At 71.9% G+C, this 17627-nt stretch carries 11 protein-coding genes; 5 read left to right on the top strand and 6 right to left on the bottom strand.

The window, feature by feature from the left end:
• Window positions 1-75: 75 nt before the first annotated feature.
• Window positions 76-1050, top strand: a complete 975-nt coding sequence (locus WQO_RS30525) for an acyl-ACP desaturase (protein ID WP_010058079.1) — start codon at window positions 76-78, stop codon at window positions 1048-1050.
• 42 nt (window positions 1051-1092) lie between these two features.
• On the opposite strand, the gene WQO_RS30520 is transcribed toward WQO_RS30525, so the two are convergent.
• The 3 genes from WQO_RS30520 to WQO_RS30510 all read right to left on the bottom strand — a co-directional run bounded on the left by WQO_RS30520 (window position 1093) and on the right by WQO_RS30510 (window position 5671).
• Complete coding sequence (locus tag WQO_RS30520) at window positions 1093-4467, bottom strand: hypothetical protein (RefSeq protein WP_058954154.1); 3375 nt, start codon at window positions 4465-4467, stop codon at window positions 1093-1095.
• A 69-nt stretch (window positions 4468-4536) separates the two neighbouring features.
• Window positions 4537-4791, bottom strand: a complete 255-nt coding sequence (locus tag WQO_RS30515; protein ID WP_010058083.1) for a WhiB family transcriptional regulator — start codon at window positions 4789-4791, stop codon at window positions 4537-4539.
• Between the two features lie 85 nt (window positions 4792-4876).
• Window positions 4877-5671, bottom strand: a complete 795-nt coding sequence (locus tag WQO_RS30510; RefSeq protein WP_010058085.1) for a VOC family protein — start codon at window positions 5669-5671, stop codon at window positions 4877-4879.
• 324 nt (window positions 5672-5995) lie between these two features.
• On the opposite strand from WQO_RS30510, the gene WQO_RS30505 reads away from it, so the two are divergent.
• Window positions 5996-8227, top strand: coding sequence for a DEAD/DEAH box helicase (locus WQO_RS30505; protein ID WP_029182055.1), 2232 nt, complete (start codon window positions 5996-5998; stop codon window positions 8225-8227).
• Window positions 8228-8265: 38 nt separating this feature from the next.
• Here WQO_RS30505 and WQO_RS30500 read toward each other — a convergent pair whose 3' ends face one another.
• Window positions 8266-9327: a multicopper oxidase domain-containing protein gene (locus WQO_RS30500; protein ID WP_010058088.1), complete on the bottom strand. Its 1062-nt coding sequence runs from the start codon at window positions 9325-9327 to the stop codon at window positions 8266-8268.
• 336 nt (window positions 9328-9663) lie between these two features.
• Here WQO_RS30500 and WQO_RS30495 point away from each other — a divergent pair, with 336 nt between their 5' ends.
• Complete coding sequence (locus WQO_RS30495; RefSeq protein ID WP_010058089.1) at window positions 9664-12114, top strand: ThuA domain-containing protein; 2451 nt, start codon at window positions 9664-9666, stop codon at window positions 12112-12114.
• Window positions 12111-14351 (top strand): OmpL47-type beta-barrel domain-containing protein, encoded by a 2241-nt coding sequence (locus tag WQO_RS30490; protein ID WP_029182056.1) that lies wholly within the window; start codon window positions 12111-12113, stop codon window positions 14349-14351. The genes WQO_RS30495 and WQO_RS30490 overlap by 4 nt, the downstream gene beginning before the upstream one ends.
• A 29-nt stretch (window positions 14352-14380) precedes the next feature.
• On the opposite strand, the gene WQO_RS30485 is transcribed toward WQO_RS30490, so the two are convergent.
• The gene (locus tag WQO_RS30485) at window positions 14381-15448 is read right to left on the bottom strand and encodes an ABC-2 transporter permease (RefSeq protein ID WP_010058091.1); all 1068 of its coding nucleotides are present in this window, start codon (window positions 15446-15448) and stop codon (window positions 14381-14383) included.
• Window positions 15445-16467, bottom strand: coding sequence for a non-homologous end-joining DNA ligase (gene ligD, locus WQO_RS30480; protein ID WP_237274182.1), 1023 nt, complete (start codon window positions 16465-16467; stop codon window positions 15445-15447). Before ligD ends, WQO_RS30485 begins: the two co-directional genes overlap by 4 nt.
• A gap of 76 nt (window positions 16468-16543) precedes the next feature.
• Here ligD and WQO_RS30475 point away from each other — a divergent pair, with 76 nt between their 5' ends.
• Window positions 16544-17605: an ATP-dependent DNA ligase gene (locus tag WQO_RS30475; RefSeq protein WP_058954153.1), complete on the top strand. Its 1062-nt coding sequence runs from the start codon at window positions 16544-16546 to the stop codon at window positions 17603-17605.
• The last annotated feature ends 22 nt before the right edge of the window (window positions 17606-17627 follow it).

The raw sequence follows: 17627 nt of genomic DNA, 5'->3' as shown, positions 1-17627 counted from the left end.
CCTTACGGTCGCCTTAACCTACGGTCTCGTAACCTACGAAGCCGTAGGTACTTCTCCCGTCCCCAGGAGCTCCCCGTGACGATCACCTCTCCCCACCTCGGCAGTTCGAAGGCGTGGACCGACGCCCAGCTGCTGTACGCGCTGGAAGAGGTGGTGGAGAAGGAGCTCAACCGCCATCTCAAGGTCGCCAAGGACTGGATGCCGCACGAGTACGTCCCGTTCTCCGACGGCCGGAACTTCCCCGGCATCTTCGAGGACGGCGAGGCCTGGGAGGCGGACCAGTCCAAGGTCACCGACATCGGCAAGATCGCTCTCGTGGTGAACCTCCTCACCGAGGACAACCTCCCCAGCTACCACCACGAGATCGCCTCCCTCTTCGGCCGCGACGGCGCGTGGGGCACCTGGGTGCACCGCTGGACCGCCGAGGAGGGCCGCCACGGCATCGTGATGCGTGACTACCTGCTCACCTCGCGCGCCGTGGACCCGGACAAGCTGGAGCAGTTCCGCATGGCGCACATGGCGGAGGGCTTCGAGTCGGACAACCGGCACTCGATGCTGCACTCCGTCGCGTACGTCGCCTTCCAGGAGCTGGCCACCCGCGTCTCGCACCGCAACACCGGCCACCAGTCCGGCGACCCGGTCTGCGACCGGATGCTGGCCCGGATCGCGACCGACGAGAACCTCCACATGGTCTTCTACCGCAACCTCCTGGGCGCCGCCTTCGAGCTGGCCCCGGACCTGACCATGCAGGCCGTGCGGGACGTCGTCGTCAACTTCCGGATGCCCGGACACGGCATGCCCGGCTTCGAGCGGGCCGCCGCGCAGATGGCGATCGGCGAGATCTACAACATGCGCATCCACCACGACGACGTGATCCAGCCCGTGCTGCGCTTCCTGAAGGTCATGAGCATCGACGGGCTCGGCCCGGAGGGGGCGAAGGCCCAGGAGGAGCTCGGTCTGTACATGGGCGGTCTGGACAGCGAGGCGTCGAAGTTCGACGAGAAGCTCGCCGCCCGCAAGGCCCGGATGGCGGCGCGCGACCGCGCCTGATCCTCCCGGTCCGGGCGGACCCCGGGGCCGCGCCCTGACGCCTCACTCCTCGGCGGTGGCCTCCGCGTACGCCACGTCGCGTACGTCGTCGCAGGGGTGCTGGCGGAGCATCCGCAGCTGGGTGCGCCACGGCCCGGTCCACCCGGTCCGCAGGCCGCACGCCACGGTCAGTTCGGCGGCGAGCAGTCCCTCGGCGGGATCCCCCGTCGCCGCCAGCCGTGCGACGACGAGAAGCAGGGTGTCCGGATCGCCGATCTCCGCTCCCCGGTATCCGACGACCCGCCTGCCGACGGTCGCCGCCGTCCTGGCGGCGAGCGCCGGGCGGCCGGTGTGCAAGGCGGCGAGCGCGACGAGATCGGTGTGCAGCGGGTCCGGGTCCGCCGCCAGGTCCAGGGAGCGCGCGAGCAGGGCGACGGCGTCCGGCATGAGGTCGCGCTGGGTGGCCAGGGTCCGGCCGGCCTCGGCGAGCACCGCCGCCACCTGCCGGTTGTTCGTCCCGGAGCGCAGCGACAGCGTCCTGGCCAGATGGCCGATCCTCCGGCGGGCGGGCCGGTCCCGCTCCGCCCCCGCGTCGTCCGCCGTCTCGCCCGTGGACAGCAGGGACAGGCCGCGGATCAGGGCCCGGTTCGTGTCCGGGACGGTCAGGGCGGCGTCCACGAGGGCGCCGGCGGCCGAGCGCCACCTCCCCCGCCGGTCCAGGTCGGTGACCGCCTCGACCAGGACCGCCGCCGCGTGCGGGGCCCAGGGCAGCCAGGGGACGAGCGCGGTGTGGGCGAGGGGGGCCAGGGTGTCGTCGCCGGTGCGGCACAGGTCCTGGATCAGCCGGGCGTAGCGCGGGCGCAGGTCCGGGTCCAGCTCCGTCGGGTGGGCCCGCAACACCGCGACCCGCAGCGCGCGTTCGCCGCCCGCCGCGTGCTCGGCCACCTCCCACATGCGTACGTCGCCGAGCAGCGGCGTCCCCGCGGTCACACAGGCGGCCCGTACGTCGACGTGCTGGTCCGGCTGGTCGTACGCGTCGGCGAGGAGGGCGGCCGCCTCCGCACGGGGCAGCAGCTCGGCGGCGAGACGCACCACCTCCTTGCGGCTGGTGACCTTGCCGGTGCCGGGAGCCGTACGGGCGGCGAGCAGCGGGGCCAGCCGGGAGGGCTGGGTGTACGCGGCGGCCCGGCCCGCCGCGTACATCGCGACGCGCGCCCGGTCGTCACCGGCGTGGGCGAGCAGGTCGGGCAGAGCGTCGGCGGGCCGGTCGGTGTGCGGCAGGACGGCGAGCGCGGCCTCGGCGATCACCACGTCCTCGTCGTCGGTCCAGGGCCGTACGGCGTCGGCTCCCCGCCCGGGTATGCGGGCGAGCCGGCTCAGGGCGGCGGTCCGCAGGTGCAGCGGCAGCTTCTCGTCCGCGACCGTGCGCTCCACCGCGCGCCGGGCGGCACGCTGCCGGCCGGGCGTCCAGCGCTCGGCTCCGGCGACCTCGACCGTCCAGGGCGCGCCGGGCGCCAGGAACCGGCCGCGCGGCGGTGTCCCGTCGAGGCAGGGCTCCAGCAGGTCCGTGCGCCGGTGCGTCACGACGCGCCGGACCTCCGGGAGCGCGAGCGCCGACGGATGCCGGGCGAGCAGCCGCTCGGCCCGCTCGTCTCGGCCGGCCGGGGCGCGGAGCCAGAGGGTCGCGGCGCTCCGGGCGGCCGAGGGCTCGCCGTAGTTCACCGCCTGCCACAACAGCTCCTGGAGGCCGGGCATGGCGTCGGCGCGACGGCCCACGGCGCGGGCGAGCGCCAGGACGAGTCCGTAGTCGGAGCGTTCCGCGCCCGCTTCCAGCCAGGGCCGCAGCGCCTCGAACACGGTGTGCTCCTGGCCCCTGCGCAGGGTCCGGTCCAGCCGGCCGAAGTCGGCGCTGCCGCTGCTGCCGGTGATGCGGACCAGGGTGCGCAGCGCCCAGTTGAGCAGGTCCCGCTGGCCGGTCACCGCGTGCTCGCGCAGCACGCCGACGGCCAGGCGGCCCAGGGCGGACCGGGTGGCCGGGGACGAGTCGCGGGCCTCCACGGCATCGGCGGCGACGCGGTCGAGCAGGGGTTCCACCGCGTCGGTGAAGAGAGCGGGTTTCACCCCGGCCAGGGCGGTGAGGGCGGCGGAGCGGACGGGGTCCTGCTCGTTGCGCAGGCGCAGCAGGTCCTCCAGCACGTCGGCGACGACCGCCGGGTCTCCGGAGCGGCCGGCGCAGCCCACGAACAGCGACCAGGCCGTGGCGCGGTCGTCGGCGACGGGCCCGCGGGTGGCGGCCAGCAGCGGCTCGCGCCCCTCGTCGAAGGGGAGATAGGACGTGGCGAGCAGGACGGCCGCGTCGGCCCCGCGGTCACGGGCCCGCTCGGCCAGCCGCCGGGCGACGGCGGCGACCCGGTTGCGGGGCAGCGCGTCCAGCAGCCCGGTGTCGGCGGTGGTCCCCGAGGCTCCCTCGCCCCGGCCTTCGGTGACCGCCTCGTGCACTTCGGCACGGCGGGCGGGCGGCAGGGCGCACAGGAGCGGGGGCAGTTGGTCCGGCGCGCTGCGGCCCAGTTCGACGAGGAGCGGGTCGGGCAGGGCACGGACGAGGCGGCGCAACTGGGTTCCGCTCAGCGCCCGGTGCAGCTGCGTGCAGACGTCCGGCCTGATGGCGAGGCGGGCCACCCGGACCGGGTCGGCAGCGACGAGACGCCCGAAGGGGCCGAACAGAGCGGCCGGGAGGCGGCTGGGGCCGAACCGTTCGAGGAGGTCGAGCACCCGGTGCGGCAGGGCCGGGAGGGCGGCGGCGATACCCCGGGGGTGCCCCTCGTCCTGCCACCAGGCGTCCCGCGCCGTCGTGGGGAGGCCGGCCAGCTCCTCCTCGGCGGCGTCCAGGAGCGGTCCGGGGTGGTGGTGGCCGAGTGAGGACCAGCAGTCCGTCGAGCGGCGCAGCTCCGGCAGCAGGGCCGCGACCGTGGTGGCCGAGCAGCCGGGCAGCAGGCGGGCCGCCTCGATGTCGCCGTACGTCTCGCGTGCCGTGATGACCAGCCGGTCGGCGAGCGCGGTGCGGCGGTCGGCCACGATCGCCCGCACGAGGTGGCGGCGCACGGCGGCGGGCGCGTCGGCGAAGGCGCTCTCGTACGCCGGGTCCGGCACCCCGAGCGTCCGGGCCGCGCGCAGGGCGTGTCCGCGTACGACGGCGTCCTCGTCGGCGAGACGTGCGCCGATCCACTCGTCGTCCCGGCCGACCGCGGCGGCGATGACCGCGATCCGCCGCTCGTACGGGTCGCCGTCCTCCAGTTCGTCGAGGACGGCGCGCAACGCCCCCTGGGCGGCCAGCCGACGTGTCCGCACGGCCAGTTCGCCCATGCGCTCCGTATGAGGCAGCGGTTCGAGCGCGTCGAGGAGGGCGACGGTGAGGGCGAGCGGCGATGCGTCGGTCATGGCCCGATTGTGCCGGGCACGGACCGAACGCCCCAGGGGTTTACGGGGCGTTCGTGCAGGGCGGAACGGTCAGCCCCGGTCGCGTCCTTCTCGGCGCAGCCGCTCGCGCTCCTTCTCCGAGAGCCCGCCCCAGACGCCGAACCGCTCGTCGTTGGCGAGTGCGTACTCCAGGCAGGCCAGCCGCCCTTCGCAGGCGTTGCAGAGCCGCTTGGCCTCGCGGGTCGAACTGCCCGGGGCCGGGAAGAAGAACTCGGGCCCGGCCTGCGCGCACAACGCGGTCTCCTGCCAGGCGGGTGCGTCGTCGGTCACGGTGTTGATCAGCATGGAGCACACGCTGCCCGGTGGCGATAAACAACCGATCAACGACTCATCAATCCGGCCACGACGGCCCGCTCCTCGCGGCCAGGCGCTACTGCCTCGGATCGGGCTTCATGACCGCGAAGACCGCCCCGTACGGATCGGCGACGTTGGCCATCTTGCCGACGCCGGGCACCTCCATGGCGGCCAGCGTCTCCCTGCCGCCCAGCCGCTTCGCCTCGGCCACGACGGCGTCGACGTCGGCCACGGCGAAATACGGCAGCCAGTGGGGGCCGCGGGCGGCCTCGGAGGGGACGTCGCCCTGCCGGACCAGACCGCCGAAGGAGGCGTCCGGTCCCGCGCCCGCCGGGTGGACCGTGGTGTAGGTGTAGTCGGAGCCCTCCACCTTCATCTCGTCGGTCCCCCAGCCGAAGACGCTGTCGAAGAACGCGGCCGCCGCCGGGACGTCGGGGGTGTAGAGCTCGGCCCAGAGGAACGCGTTCGGCTCCTGGATCACGCCGAAGCCGGGGTGCTCCTTCGGCTGCCACACCCCGAAGTACGCGCCGGCCGGGTCGGTGAAGCCGCCCATGCGGCCGAAGTCGAGGACGTCCATCGCCTCGAACACGGCGCTGCCGCCCGCCTCGGTGATCGCCCGTGCGGTGGCGTCGACGTCGGGCGACTGGAAGGACACCGACCAGGCGCTCGGAGCCTCCTCCTCGGACACCGTCATCACCCCGCCGACGTACCGCCCGTCGAGGGTGAGCATCCCGTAGCCCCCAACCTCGGGGCCGCCGGGGATCAGCTCCCAGCCGAACAGCCGCCGGTAGAAGGCGGTGGCCCCGTCGAGATCGGGGGTGCCGAGATCGACCCAGTTGGGTGCTCCGTCGAGGAAGGTGGGGCTGATCATGGCGTGCTCCTCAGTCGATCCGGGGGTCCTGCTCGTCGGGTGCTGTCGGGTGATTCCCTCCCTTTCGAGTCTTGCACCGGGCACTGACAGCCGCAGTCCGTGCGGGGCCGACCGGGGCGCGGTCCACCGGCGGTGGTCGCGTCCGCCGTGCGGCCCAGGGTAGGCAGCGTGTGGCGGCCGGGGCGAAGCGTTGGACCGGCGCGTCGCGCGGCGGTCGGGGCGGACCGGGCCAGGGGTGTCGGCGGGGCGTGGCACGATGGCGGGGAGGTCGGGAGAGCGGGGCCCCGGGCGGGTGAGACTCCCCTCGGGAAGAGAAGGACGTACATGAACCGGAGCGGGGCGGCGGGCGACTCGGCGGACGTAACACGCGCACGCGGGCCCGCCGGGAGCCCGGTGCCCACCGGCGGCGCGGCCCGTGAGCTGCTCGCGCGGGCGGAGCTGCTGCTGGAGAGCGCCCGTGCCGTGCCGGCGGACCGGACGAACGCCGTGGCCGCCGTACGTTCCGTTCTCGATCCGCTCCTCGACACCCTGGTGGGCGGGGAGTTGGCCCACATCCCCGTCTCCCGGCTCAAGGACGTCACGGAGGGGCGGCTGCGTCTCGGGGCGCTGGAACAGGCCGGGTTCGGCACCGTCGGGCAGGTCCACGGCACGGACCGCTACGCGCTGCGGCAGATCCCCGGGGTCGGGGCGCACACCGCCGACCAGGCGCTGGCCGCCGCCGGGCAGATCGCCCACGCGGTGCGCGACACCGTCTCGGTGCGGATCGACGTGGACGCCCCGGACGATACGAGCACCGCGCTGGTGATCGCCCTGCACCGGCTGGTCGTGGCCGGTGCGGACGCGCGGCGCGCCGTGGACGCGGCCCGGCGGCTGGCGGCACTGCTGGGCCCCCGGGTGGAGACGGCCGCACCGGGCGGGAGCCGGCTGCGGATGCTGGTCGCCGGGCGGGGGTCCCGGGCGCGGGTGCGGGAGGCGCTCGACGCGGTGCGGTCGGCCGTGGCGGACGCGGTGGAGCGGGAGCTGCCGGTGCTCTTCGCGCAGGCGTCGGCCGACCTGCTGCGCTCCCCGGCGTCGCCCGCCGAGGCCTGGGTGGACTTCGAGCTGCGGTCCGCCGAGTACTACAGCCTCCTCGCCGAGCTGTCGGGCAGCGGACCCGACCGGGATGCCGCCGAGGGGTTCCTGCCCGCCGGGATCGCGGACCGGGTGCGGGCCCTGCGGCTCGACGACACGTTTCTCCGGGTGTCCCTGCGGGGCTACCAGGCGTTCGGGGCGCGGTTCGCGCTGGCGCAGCAGCGGGTGATCATCGGGGACGAGATGGGCCTCGGCAAGACCGTCCAGGCCATCGCGGCCCTCGCCCATCTCGCCGCCCGGGGCGAGACCCACTTCCTCGTGGTGTGCCCGGCGAGCGTGCTGATCAACTGGACCCGGGAGATCCGGGCCCGCTCCACCCTGCGGGCCGTTCCGGTGCACGGGGCGGAGCGCGTGGAGGCGTTCGCGGACTGGCGTGAGGCGGGCGGGGTGGCGGTGACCACCTTCGACGCGCTGCATCTGCTGCCCGGGAGGGAGGCGGCCGAGGTGCGGCCCGGGATGCTGGTCGTGGACGAGGCGCACTTCGTGAAGAACCCCGAGGCCCGCAGGTCCCGGGCGGTCGCGGGGTGGGCTGAGCAGGTGGAGCGGGTGCTGTTCCTGACCGGCACGCCGATGGAGAACCGGGTGGAGGAGTTCCGCAGTCTGGTACGCCAACTGCGCCCCGAACTCGCGCCGTCGGTGAGCACGACGCACGGCGCCGCGGGTTCGCGGGCCTTCCGCCGGGCCGTCGCCCCCGCCTATCTGCGCCGCAACCAGGTGGACGTGCTGGCCGAACTCCCGGCGCTGGTCCAGGTGGACGAGTGGGAGGAGTTCGGGGCCGAGGACCGGGAGGCGTATCGCGAGGCGGTCGCCTCCGGGCGGTTCATGCGGATGCGCCGGGCCGCCTACGCCGTGCCCGGAACCTCCGCCAAGCTGGAGCGGCTGCGCGAACTCGTCGACGAGGCACGGGAGACCGGCCTGAAGGTGGTCGTCTTCTCCTACTTCCGGGAGGTCCTCGCGGCGGTCGGCGACGCCCTGGGTCCTGACGTCTTCGGACCGCTCTCCGGCAGCGTCCCGCCGGCCCGGCGGCAGGAGCTGGTGGACGCCTTCTCCGCGGTGGAAGGGCACGCGGTGCTGCTGAGCCAGATCCAGGCGGGCGGCACCGGGCTGAACATGCAGGCCGCCTCCGTGGTCATCCTGTGCGAGCCGCAGATCAAGCCCACGCTGGAGCACCAGGCCGTCGCCCGCGCGCACCGGATGGGGCAGGTGCGCACGGTCCAGGTGCACCGGCTGCTGGCCACGGACAGTGTGGACCAGCGCCTGGTGGAGCTGCTGGCCCGCAAGGACCGGCTCTTCGACGCGTACGCCCGGCGCAGCGATCTCGCGGAGACCACTCCGGACGCGGTGGACGTCTCCGACGCCGAGCTGGCCCGGCGCATCGTCGAGGAGGAGCAGCAGCGGCTGGCACGTGACACCGGCAGGCCGTGACCGGGCCCGCCCCCTCCGCGGGCCCGTGACGGACGGGGTCAGTGCTGGTGCTCCCCCGCATCCGCCCCGGTGTCCCTCGCGGCGTCCTTGTCCGCGCTCTTCTTCTCGGCCTTGTCGCCGGTCTTCTTCTCCGCGCCGCCCGCCACATGATGGGGTTCATAGCCCGGGATCGTGCCGTCCGGCTTCTTGACCAGCAGCAGTCCCGCCATCCCCATGTCGGAGTGGCTCTGGACGTGGCAGTGGTACATCCACGCGCCCGCGCCCACGCGTTCGCCCGCGATGATCTGGAGGCCGAAGGAATCGGCGGGCCCGCAGATCTTGTTGTCGATGACCCGGCTGGGGTCGTCGGGGCCGGTGAGGATGCCGGTCCGGTTGTCCGCCCAGCGGTGACCGTGGATATGGAAGGTGTGGTAGTACTCGCCGTGCGTGATCATCACGAATTCGAGCCGGTCACCCACCGTGGCCTCGAAGTTGACGCTGTTGTGGGCCGTCTTGTTGTTGATCATCATGTCGTTGAAGACGACCGTGCACGTCTGGTCGGGCAGGATGTCGCCCTTGCGGCGCACGACGACCGGCCCGTAGAGCCCCTTGCGGATGCCGCCCGTGCCGTGGTCCGTGCCGACGACATGGTCGTGGTAGTGCCAGTAGCCCGCGCTGCCCGGCTCGTAGGTGCCGTCCTTGCGGCGGCCCGGGGCGTGGGTGCGCCAGGTGTAGGTCCGGGTGCCGCCGGGTTCGACGTGGCTCTTGTTCATCCGGGTGCCGTCGTTGGCGATGTCGTAGTCCACTCCGTGCACATGGAGGCTGGCGTCGACATCGGTGAGGTTCTCGAACTCGATGTGGACCGTGTCGCCCTCGTTCAGCTCGATGAGAGGGCCGGGGATCGACGCCTTGCCCTTCTCGAAGCCGTAGCCCAGCTCGCCGTTCGGCAACTTCTCGGCGTACATCTTCAGTCGGCGGGTGACGCCGCCCGCCGGGGCCGTACGCGGCGGGTTCTCGGCCGAGCTTGCCTCCACCGCCCCGAGCGACAACGATGTCACTCCCGTCGCGGCGGCCGCCGCGCCACCGACCAGCATCCGCCGGCTGAAGGTCCTTCGGTCCATGTCGAACTCCCCACTGCGATAAGGAAACTGGCGAAGCCGCCGGTACGGGACGGCACTCCCGGGATCCCCGGAACGGGCCACACCGTAGCCGGGGCACCTCCGTTTATCCACACTCAGGACAAAGTTCGTGCGATTGCTGCCGTAGCTATTGGCGGACCGCGAAAAGAGGTCTAGCTTCGTGCGCTGTCGCAGTGAAACAAGAGTTGCTGAAGCGTCCTGACGCAGAGTGAGCAAGCCACAGTCACCGAGAGGTGCAGTGACCACAGAGGGGTGGGTGACCACATGCAGCGCGCATCACATCACCGGTCCAGATCACGACGCGGCCTCGCGGCGGCCGTGGCGGCCGGCGCACTGACCGTGTCCATGCTGGGCGGCGGCGGCCCGGCCAGCGCGGACCAGTCGCCGGACCGGGCCCTGGTCGAGAAGATGGCGACAACGTTGTCCCTGCCGTCGCCGCCGGGCGCGAAGAACCAGGTGAAGGTGCTGGTCTTCCACGCGTCGGCGGGCGACGAGGCTCCGTACACCGACGCCGGCATCGCGGCGATCGAGAAGATCGGGCTGTCCGGCCCGGAGGCCCAGCGGTTCACCACCGTGGCCACCGCCGACCCGAAGGTCTTCACCAACGGCAAGCGGCTCGGCTCCTTCCACGCCGTCGTTTTCCTGACCGGCGGGGGCGACGTCCTCGACCCGGAGCAGGAGGCGGGCCTGGAGGCGTACATGGAGGCGGGCGGCGGCTTCCTCGGCATCCATGACGCGGCGCGCACCGAGCCGTACTCCGACTGGTTCACGGGTCTGGTCGGGGCCCGTCCGGCGGCGAAGAGCCCGGCGGCCGTGCAGCGGGCGACCGTGGAGATCGGGGACCGGGTCCACCCGGCCACCAAGAGCCTGCCATTGGAGTGGAAGCGCCCCGACAAGTGGCTGAACTGGACGAAGAACCCGTCCGGTGACGTCCACACAGTGGCGCGCGTAAGGGAGTTGACGTACAAGCCGGGCGAGGGCGCCAACGGCTGGGACCACCCGGTCTCCTGGTGCCGCGATTACGACGGCGGCCGCTCCTTCTACACGGCGATGGGCGGTACGGCGGACAGCTTCGCGGAGACCGACTTCCGCGACCATCTGCGCGGGGCGCTCTCCTGGACGAACCGGACCTCGCAGGCCGACTGCAAGGCCACGATCACGTCGAACTACACCGCCGAGCGGGTCACCCAGCCCAACCAGCCGGGCCAGAACGACCAGATCGGCGAGCCGCACGGCATGGTCACCGCGCCGGACGGACGGGTCTTCTACATCGGGCGCGGCGGGGCCGACAGCTCCCAGCCGGTCGTCATCGACTGGGCCGACCCGAACATCGGCAAGGGCAAGGGCGAGATCCACTTCTACGACCCGAAGACCAAGAAGGTCACCCTCGCGGGTGCGCTGGACGTCTTCGGCAACAAGGGTGGCGGCGACGAACTGGTCAAGAACGAGGAGGGGTTGCTCGGCATCGAGCTTGACCCCGACTTCGCGTCCAACGGCTGGGTCTACCTGCACTACACGCCGCACGCGAAGATCGACCGTGACAAGCGCATGGCGACCCGTCAGGTCTCGCGCTTCACCTTCGACTCCGCGACCGGCAAGCTGGACCTGGCGTCGGAGAAGGTGCTGCTGGGCTGGCCGGTGCAGATCAACAGCTGCTGCCACGCGGGCGGCGGGATGGCCTGGGACTCGAAGGACAACCTGTACATCGCGACCGGTGACAACAACTCCTCGGGTTTCAGCGACGGTTACTCCGGCAACAACCCGCAGCCGAACTACAAGGGCGTCTCCTTCGCCGACGCGCGGCGCACCGCGGGCAACACCAACAACCTCAACGGGAAGATCCTGCGGATCCACCCCGAGGACGACGGCACCTACACCCTGCCCTCCGGCAACCTCTTCACGGGCAAGGAGCCGGACGAGGGCGGCGGCAAGACGCGCGGCGAGATCTACGTGATGGGCGTGCGCAACCCGGCCCGGATCTCGATCGACCCGTCGACGGACACGCTGTACGCGGGCTGGGTCGGACCCGACGCGGGATCACCGTCGACCACCTGGGGCCCTGCGAAGTACGACACGTTCGCCGCGATCACCAAGGCGGGCAACCACGGCTGGCCGTACTGCATGGGCAACAACCAGCCCTACCGCGACCGCAATCTGCCGGACCCGACGAAGCCGCTGGGCTGGTACGACTGCAACGCCCCGAAGAACGAGTCGCCGAACAACGACGGCCTGGTCAAGCTGCCGCCGGTGACCCCGAACACCATCTGGTACTCGCCGCAGGGCGGCGGGGTCGACTACCCGCGCGACGCCAACGGCGTACCGAGCTACAAGCCGGAGGAGGGCAAGCAGCTGCTGCCCTGGCTCAAGGGCGGCGGCCAGGCCACGATGAACGGCCCGGTCTACCGCTACGACGCGCAGAGCGAGTCCACCGCCAAGTGGCCGGCCTACTGGGACGGCAAGTGGTTCGTCGGTGACTTCTACGACGACACGCAGCCCCGGCACGCCGTGATCACCGACCCGAAGACGGTCGGCAAGGGCGGACTGCCCACGCACGCCGAGTCGTTGAAGAAGATCATCCCGGTCGGGGCGGACGGCATCCGCAATCTGATGGACTGGAAGTTCGCCCCGGACGGTTCGCTGTACGTCCTGGACTACGGGCGCGGCTTCTTCACCTCCGACTCCAAGTCCGCGCTGTGGCGCGTGTCGTACAAGGGCGGCGGCGCGACGCCGGCCGCCGCGGATCTCGTCGGGAAGGCGGCGGCGAAGTGAGACACCATCCCTACCTCGCACGCAGGCGGCATCGTCCGCGGAGTTTCTGGGTGGCCCTGCTGGCCTCCCTCCTGATGGTCCTCGGGCTGACCTCGACGGCCGCGTACGGCAAGGGCGGCGACGCTCCCGAGGCCAAGGCCGCCGACCAGGTGCTCACCTGGACCGCGGGCGACCCGATCGACCGCTACCTGACCGCGCCCGAGACGGCGGTGGCCGGCAAGGCGACGATCGTCTTCGAGAACAGCACGGCCACCGGCAACACGACGAGCATGCCGCACACGCTGACGTTCAGTACGTCGGACCCGGAGTACAACCAGGACGTCCAGCTCAACATCCTGGCCAACCCGAGCGACGCCGAGGGCGGCAAGCACAGCGTCGAGGTCACGCTGACGCCGGGCAAGTACTACTACCACTGCACGATCCCCGGCCACGGGCAGATGAAGGGCGTGCTGACCGTCACCGAGGGCGGTGGCGGGGATGACACCGAGGCCCCGGCGACCTCGGCGAAGGTCGACGGCGACCAGAACGGCGACGGCGCGTACATCGGCCAGGCCACGGTGACCGTCGAGGCCACCGACGCGGGCTCCGGCGTCGACACCGTCGAGTACGCACTCGGCCCGGACGGCGAGTGGCAGCCCTACACCACGCCCATCGTGGTGAACGAGGTCGGCGACCACACGGTCCGCTACCGGGCCACCGACAAGGCAGGCAACGCCGCCGAGGAGAAATCCGTCGACTTCGCGGTGGCGGCCCCGCCGACCGACGACGAGACACCGCCGGAGACCTCGGCGACCGTCACCGGCGAGAAGGACGACGCGGGCGCGTACCTGGGCATGGCCACGGTCACCGTGACCGCGTCCGACACCGGGTCCGGCGTCAACACCATCGAGTACGCGCTCGGCGCGGCCGGCGAGTGGAAGCCTTACACCGCACCGGTGATGGTCCACGAGCTGGGCGAGCACACCGTCCGCTACCGGGCCACCGACCGGTCGGGCAACGTCGCGGACGAGAAGTCCGTCGCGTTCACCGTGGTCGAGCCGCCGTCGCAGGACCAGACGGCTCCGGAGACCTCGGTGAAGGTCGAGGGCGACAGGAACAGCGACGGCGCGTTCATCACCAGCGCCAAGGCGACCGTCACCGCGACCGACGACGACTCGGGCGTGAACAAGGTCGAGTACAGCCTCGACGGCGGACCGTACCTCGCGTACACCACCCCGGTGATCGTCGACCGGGTCGGCCACCACACCATCGCCCACCGGGCGACGGACAAGGCGGGCAACACCTCCGAGGCGAAGAAGGCGTCGTTCACCATCGCCCAGGGCGGCGGGGTTCCCGCGCCGAACTGTGCGGAGTTCGACGAGCGGCACACCGTCTTCGTCGGCACGGTCGACACGGGCGTCCCGAACCGGATCACCCGTAACCGCTGCACGATCAACGAGCTGATCGAGGACGAGAAGGACTGGTCCTCCCATGCCCTGTTCCTCAAGCACGTGACGGCGGTCCTCGACAAGCTGAAGACCGACGGCGTCATCGACCAGCGCGAGCGCAAGGCGATCAACCAGGCCGCCAAGAAGTCGGGCATCGGCAAACCGGGCCAGTCCGAGGGCTACACCAAGCTCTTCGACGGCACGGCGGCCTCGCTCGCCAAGTGGGAGCAGGTCGGCGGCGGCAAGTTCGAGCTGAACGAGGAGGAGGGCTCGATCACCAGCTCCACCGAGGTGGAGGGGATGGGCATGCTGTGGCTGCCGAACCGGGCCTACGGCGACTACTCGCTGAAGCTCCAGTGGCGGGACGACGCCCCGGGCTCGGGCAACGCCAACGGCGGGGTCTTCGTCCGCTTCCCGAAGGTCCACGACCACCCGGAGGAGTCGCGTCCGGAGTGGGTCGCCATCAAGTACGGCCATGAGATCCAGGTCAACGACCGGCCGGACGGCGACATGTACAAGACCGGTTCGGTGTACGGCTTCGACCGGGTGGGTCTCGGCGGCGCCGGGGTCACGCCCAAGGGCACCTGGAACGACTACGAGATCAAGGTGGTCGGCCAGCACTACGAGATCTACCGCAACGGTGTCCTGATCAACGAGTTCGACAACACCGGCGGTCAGCTCTTCGAGCCGCCGCGGGGCGACGACCCGGGCACCGACGGCCGGCGGTTCGCCTCCGGTTACATCGGGCTCCAGGTGCACGGCGTCACCGACGTCATCTCGTACCGCGACATCCGCATCAAGGAGCTGTAAGCCGTGCGGTAACGCGTAAGGAGAAGCTCTCAGGTGGCCGCGGCCGCATGCTCCGGCGTGCGGGCGCGGCCACCTGGGTGTCGGTGCCGCCATACCCAGAAGACCGTGCAGGAGACCAGCGCCCAGGCGGCGAGCACCAGATACGGGAAGACGAACTGGTGGCCCTGGTAGTAGACGGCGGTGTGCTGGGCGTTGACGGAGGCTCCGGGCGGCAGCCAGCGGCCGATGTGGCCGAGCGCGGAGGGCAGCAGCGGCCAGGACACCGCCCCGCCGGACGACGGGTTGCCGAGCAGCACCATGACGCCCCACGTCGGGATCATCGCCCAGCGGCCCATCAGGGTGTTGAACATGGTGAAGACCATGCCGGAGGTGAACATCGTGAACGCCAGGATCAGCCAGGACTGGACGAACGGCAGGTCCACCGCCCCGAGCCACCAGTCCACGGCCGCCGCGATGGCGAAGCCGCCGAGGAGGGCGTAGGCGACGGTGAAGGCGATGCGCTCGGCCGGGTTGAGGCCGTGGGCGTGCACGCTGAGCTGGATCGCGCCGAGGAAGCCCATGATGACGGCGGCCAGCGAGATGTAGAACAGGGCGAGCCCGCGCGGGTCGCCCCGCTGGAGCGGCTTGACGTCCCGCACGGTGACCTCGACACCGGTGGCGTCCCCGACCTCGATCCCCGCCTTGCCGAGCAGCTCGGCCACCGAGGCGCCCGAGGCGCCGGCCACGTCGAGCGCCACCCCGTCGTCCGACGCGCGGACGATGGTGAAGACCTTCTGTTCGTCCAGGGCGCGGCGGGCGTCGGCGACGTCCGGGTAGTCGTGGAGTTCGAGCGAGGCGTCGAGGGCCTTCTCCATCCCCGCGACGAACGCCTCGCCGCGCGCCACCTCCGGCTGGGTGACCAGGGCCGCCGGGATCCGGTGCGGGGTGGGGTTCGCCATCGCGTACGTGTAGGAGCCGGCGAAGAGACCGGCCGCGGCGGCGACGATGAGGACGAGGACGGTCGCGGGGAGGAACGGGCTGTTCTTGTACGCCTCCCAGCGTTCACGGAGGGTGAGGGGCCGCCCGTGCGCGCCGTGCCTCTCGCTGCTTCCGCTCACACGGGGTCCTCGTCGTCGTGGCGGGCGCGGCTGGGCTGGACGCGCTTGGGCTCGCCGGGCATCTTCGGGTACTCCGGCGGGTAGGGCAGGTCGCCGAGCCCGCGTTCCTTCTCGTCCCGGTCGGCCAGTTCCAGCAGCCCGTCGAGCCGGAAGGCCTCCTGGTCCATATCGGCGTGGACGTCGCCGAGTTCGGCGTAACGCACCGGGAGGGTCCGGATGTCGAAGTCGCGGGGTTCGGCGTCGTCGATCTCGTCCCAGCGCAGCGGTGCGGAGACCGGGGCGTGCGGGAAGGGGCGTACGGAGTAGGCGGAGGCGATGGTGCGGTCACGGGCGGTCTGGTTGAAGTCGACGAAGATCCGCTCGCCGCGTTCCTCCTTCCACCAGGCGGTCGTCACCCGCTCGGGCATCCGCCGCTCCAGCTCGCGCCCGGCGGCGATGGCGGCGCGCCGCACCTCGACGAAGGTCCAGGCGGGCTCGATGGGCACGAAGACGTGCATCCCGCGTCCGCCGGAGGTCTTGGGCCAGCCGCGTACGCCGTGGTCCTCCAGGACGGAGCGCAGTTCGTGGGCGGCGGTGACGGCGTCGGCGTAGTCGGTGCCGGGCTGCGGGTCCAGGTCGATGCGCAGTTCGTCCGGGTGGTCGGTGTCCCCGGCCCGCACCGGCCAGGGGTGGAAGGTGAGGGTGCCGAGATTGGCGGCCCAGATCACGGCGGCGAGCTCGGTCGGGCAGATCTCGTGCGCGGGACGGCCGCTGGGAAAGGCGATCTGGGCAGTGGGGATCCACTCGGGGAGGTTCTTCGGGGCGCGCTTCTGGTAGAAGAAGTCGCCCTCGACCCCGTCCACGAAGCGCTGGAGCGTGGTCGGCCGGTGGTTCAGGGCACGGGTGATGCCGGGGCCGACGGCCAGGAAGTACTCGGCCACGTCCCTCTTGGTGTAGCCCTTCTCCGGGAAGTACACCTTGTCCGGGTTGGACAGCCTCACGGCCCGTCCGCCCGCGTCCAGCTCCACCGCTGCTCCCATGACGGCCACCGTAGGCCGGTCGCACATATGCCGCACATCGGGCGACACGGGTCGATGCGGGGTCCAGAATCGGGCCATGGACCTGCCGGTGATGCCGCCCGTGAAGCCGATGCTCGCCAAGTCGGTGGCCAAGATCCCGCCAGGCATGGCGTACGAGGCGAAGTGGGACGGCTTCCGGGCGATCGTCTACCGGGACGGCGATCAGGTCGAGATCGGCAGCCGTACGGGCAAGTCCCTGACCCGCTACTTCCCCGATCTGGTCGACGCCGTACGGGACAACCTCCCGCCGCGCTGTGTGATCGACGGAGAGATCGTCATCGCCCACGAGGGGCGGCTCGACTTCGAGCGGCTCAGCGAGCGCATCCATCCGGCGGACTCCCGGGTGCGGATGCTCGCCGAGCAGACCCCGGCGAGCTTCATCGCCTTCGACGTCCTCGCGATCGACGACACCTCCCTGTTGAGCACCCCGCAGGCGGACCGGCGGGCCGTGCTGACGGCCGCCCTCTCCGGCGCCTCCGCGCCCGTGCTCCTCGCCCCGTCCACCACGGACATCGAGGTCGCCCGGGAGTGGTTCGACCGGTACGAGGGGGCCGGGCTCGACGGGGTCGTGGCCAAGCCGCTCGACCTGCCCTACCGGCCCGACACCCGCGCGATGTACAAGATCAAGCACGAGCGGACCGCCGACGTCGTGGTGGCGGGCTACCGCGAGCACAAGAGCGGCCCGGTCGTCGGCTCGCTCCTGCTCGGCCTGTACGACACCGGTGGCGTGCTCCAGCACGTCGGGGTCTGCGCGGCCTTCCCTATGAAGCGGCGTGCCGAGCTGGCCGAGGAACTCGCCCCGCTGCGCTGCGAGTTCGCCGAGCACCCGTGGGGCGCCTGGGCGGACGCGGCGGCGCACGAGCAGTCGCGGCTGCCGGGAACCCAGAACCGCTGGACGGGCAAGAAGGACCAGTCCTGGGTGCCGCTGCGCCCGGAGCGGGTCTGCGAGGTGGCGTACGACCACATGGAGGGCGACCGGTTCCGGCACACCACCCAGTTCCGCCGGTGGCGGCCGGACCGGTCCCCCGCGAGCTGTACGTACGCGCAGTTGGAGGAGGTCGTCTCCTACGATCTGTCCGAGGTGCTGTCAGGCGGCTGAACCCTCGGCCGCGGGCATGGAC

The sequence above is a fragment of the Streptomyces globisporus C-1027 genome (assembly GCF_000261345.2).
Classification (GTDB): Bacteria; Actinomycetota; Actinomycetes; order Streptomycetales; family Streptomycetaceae; genus Streptomyces; species Streptomyces pakalii.
This window is presented reverse-complemented; position numbering and strand designations above follow the sequence as displayed.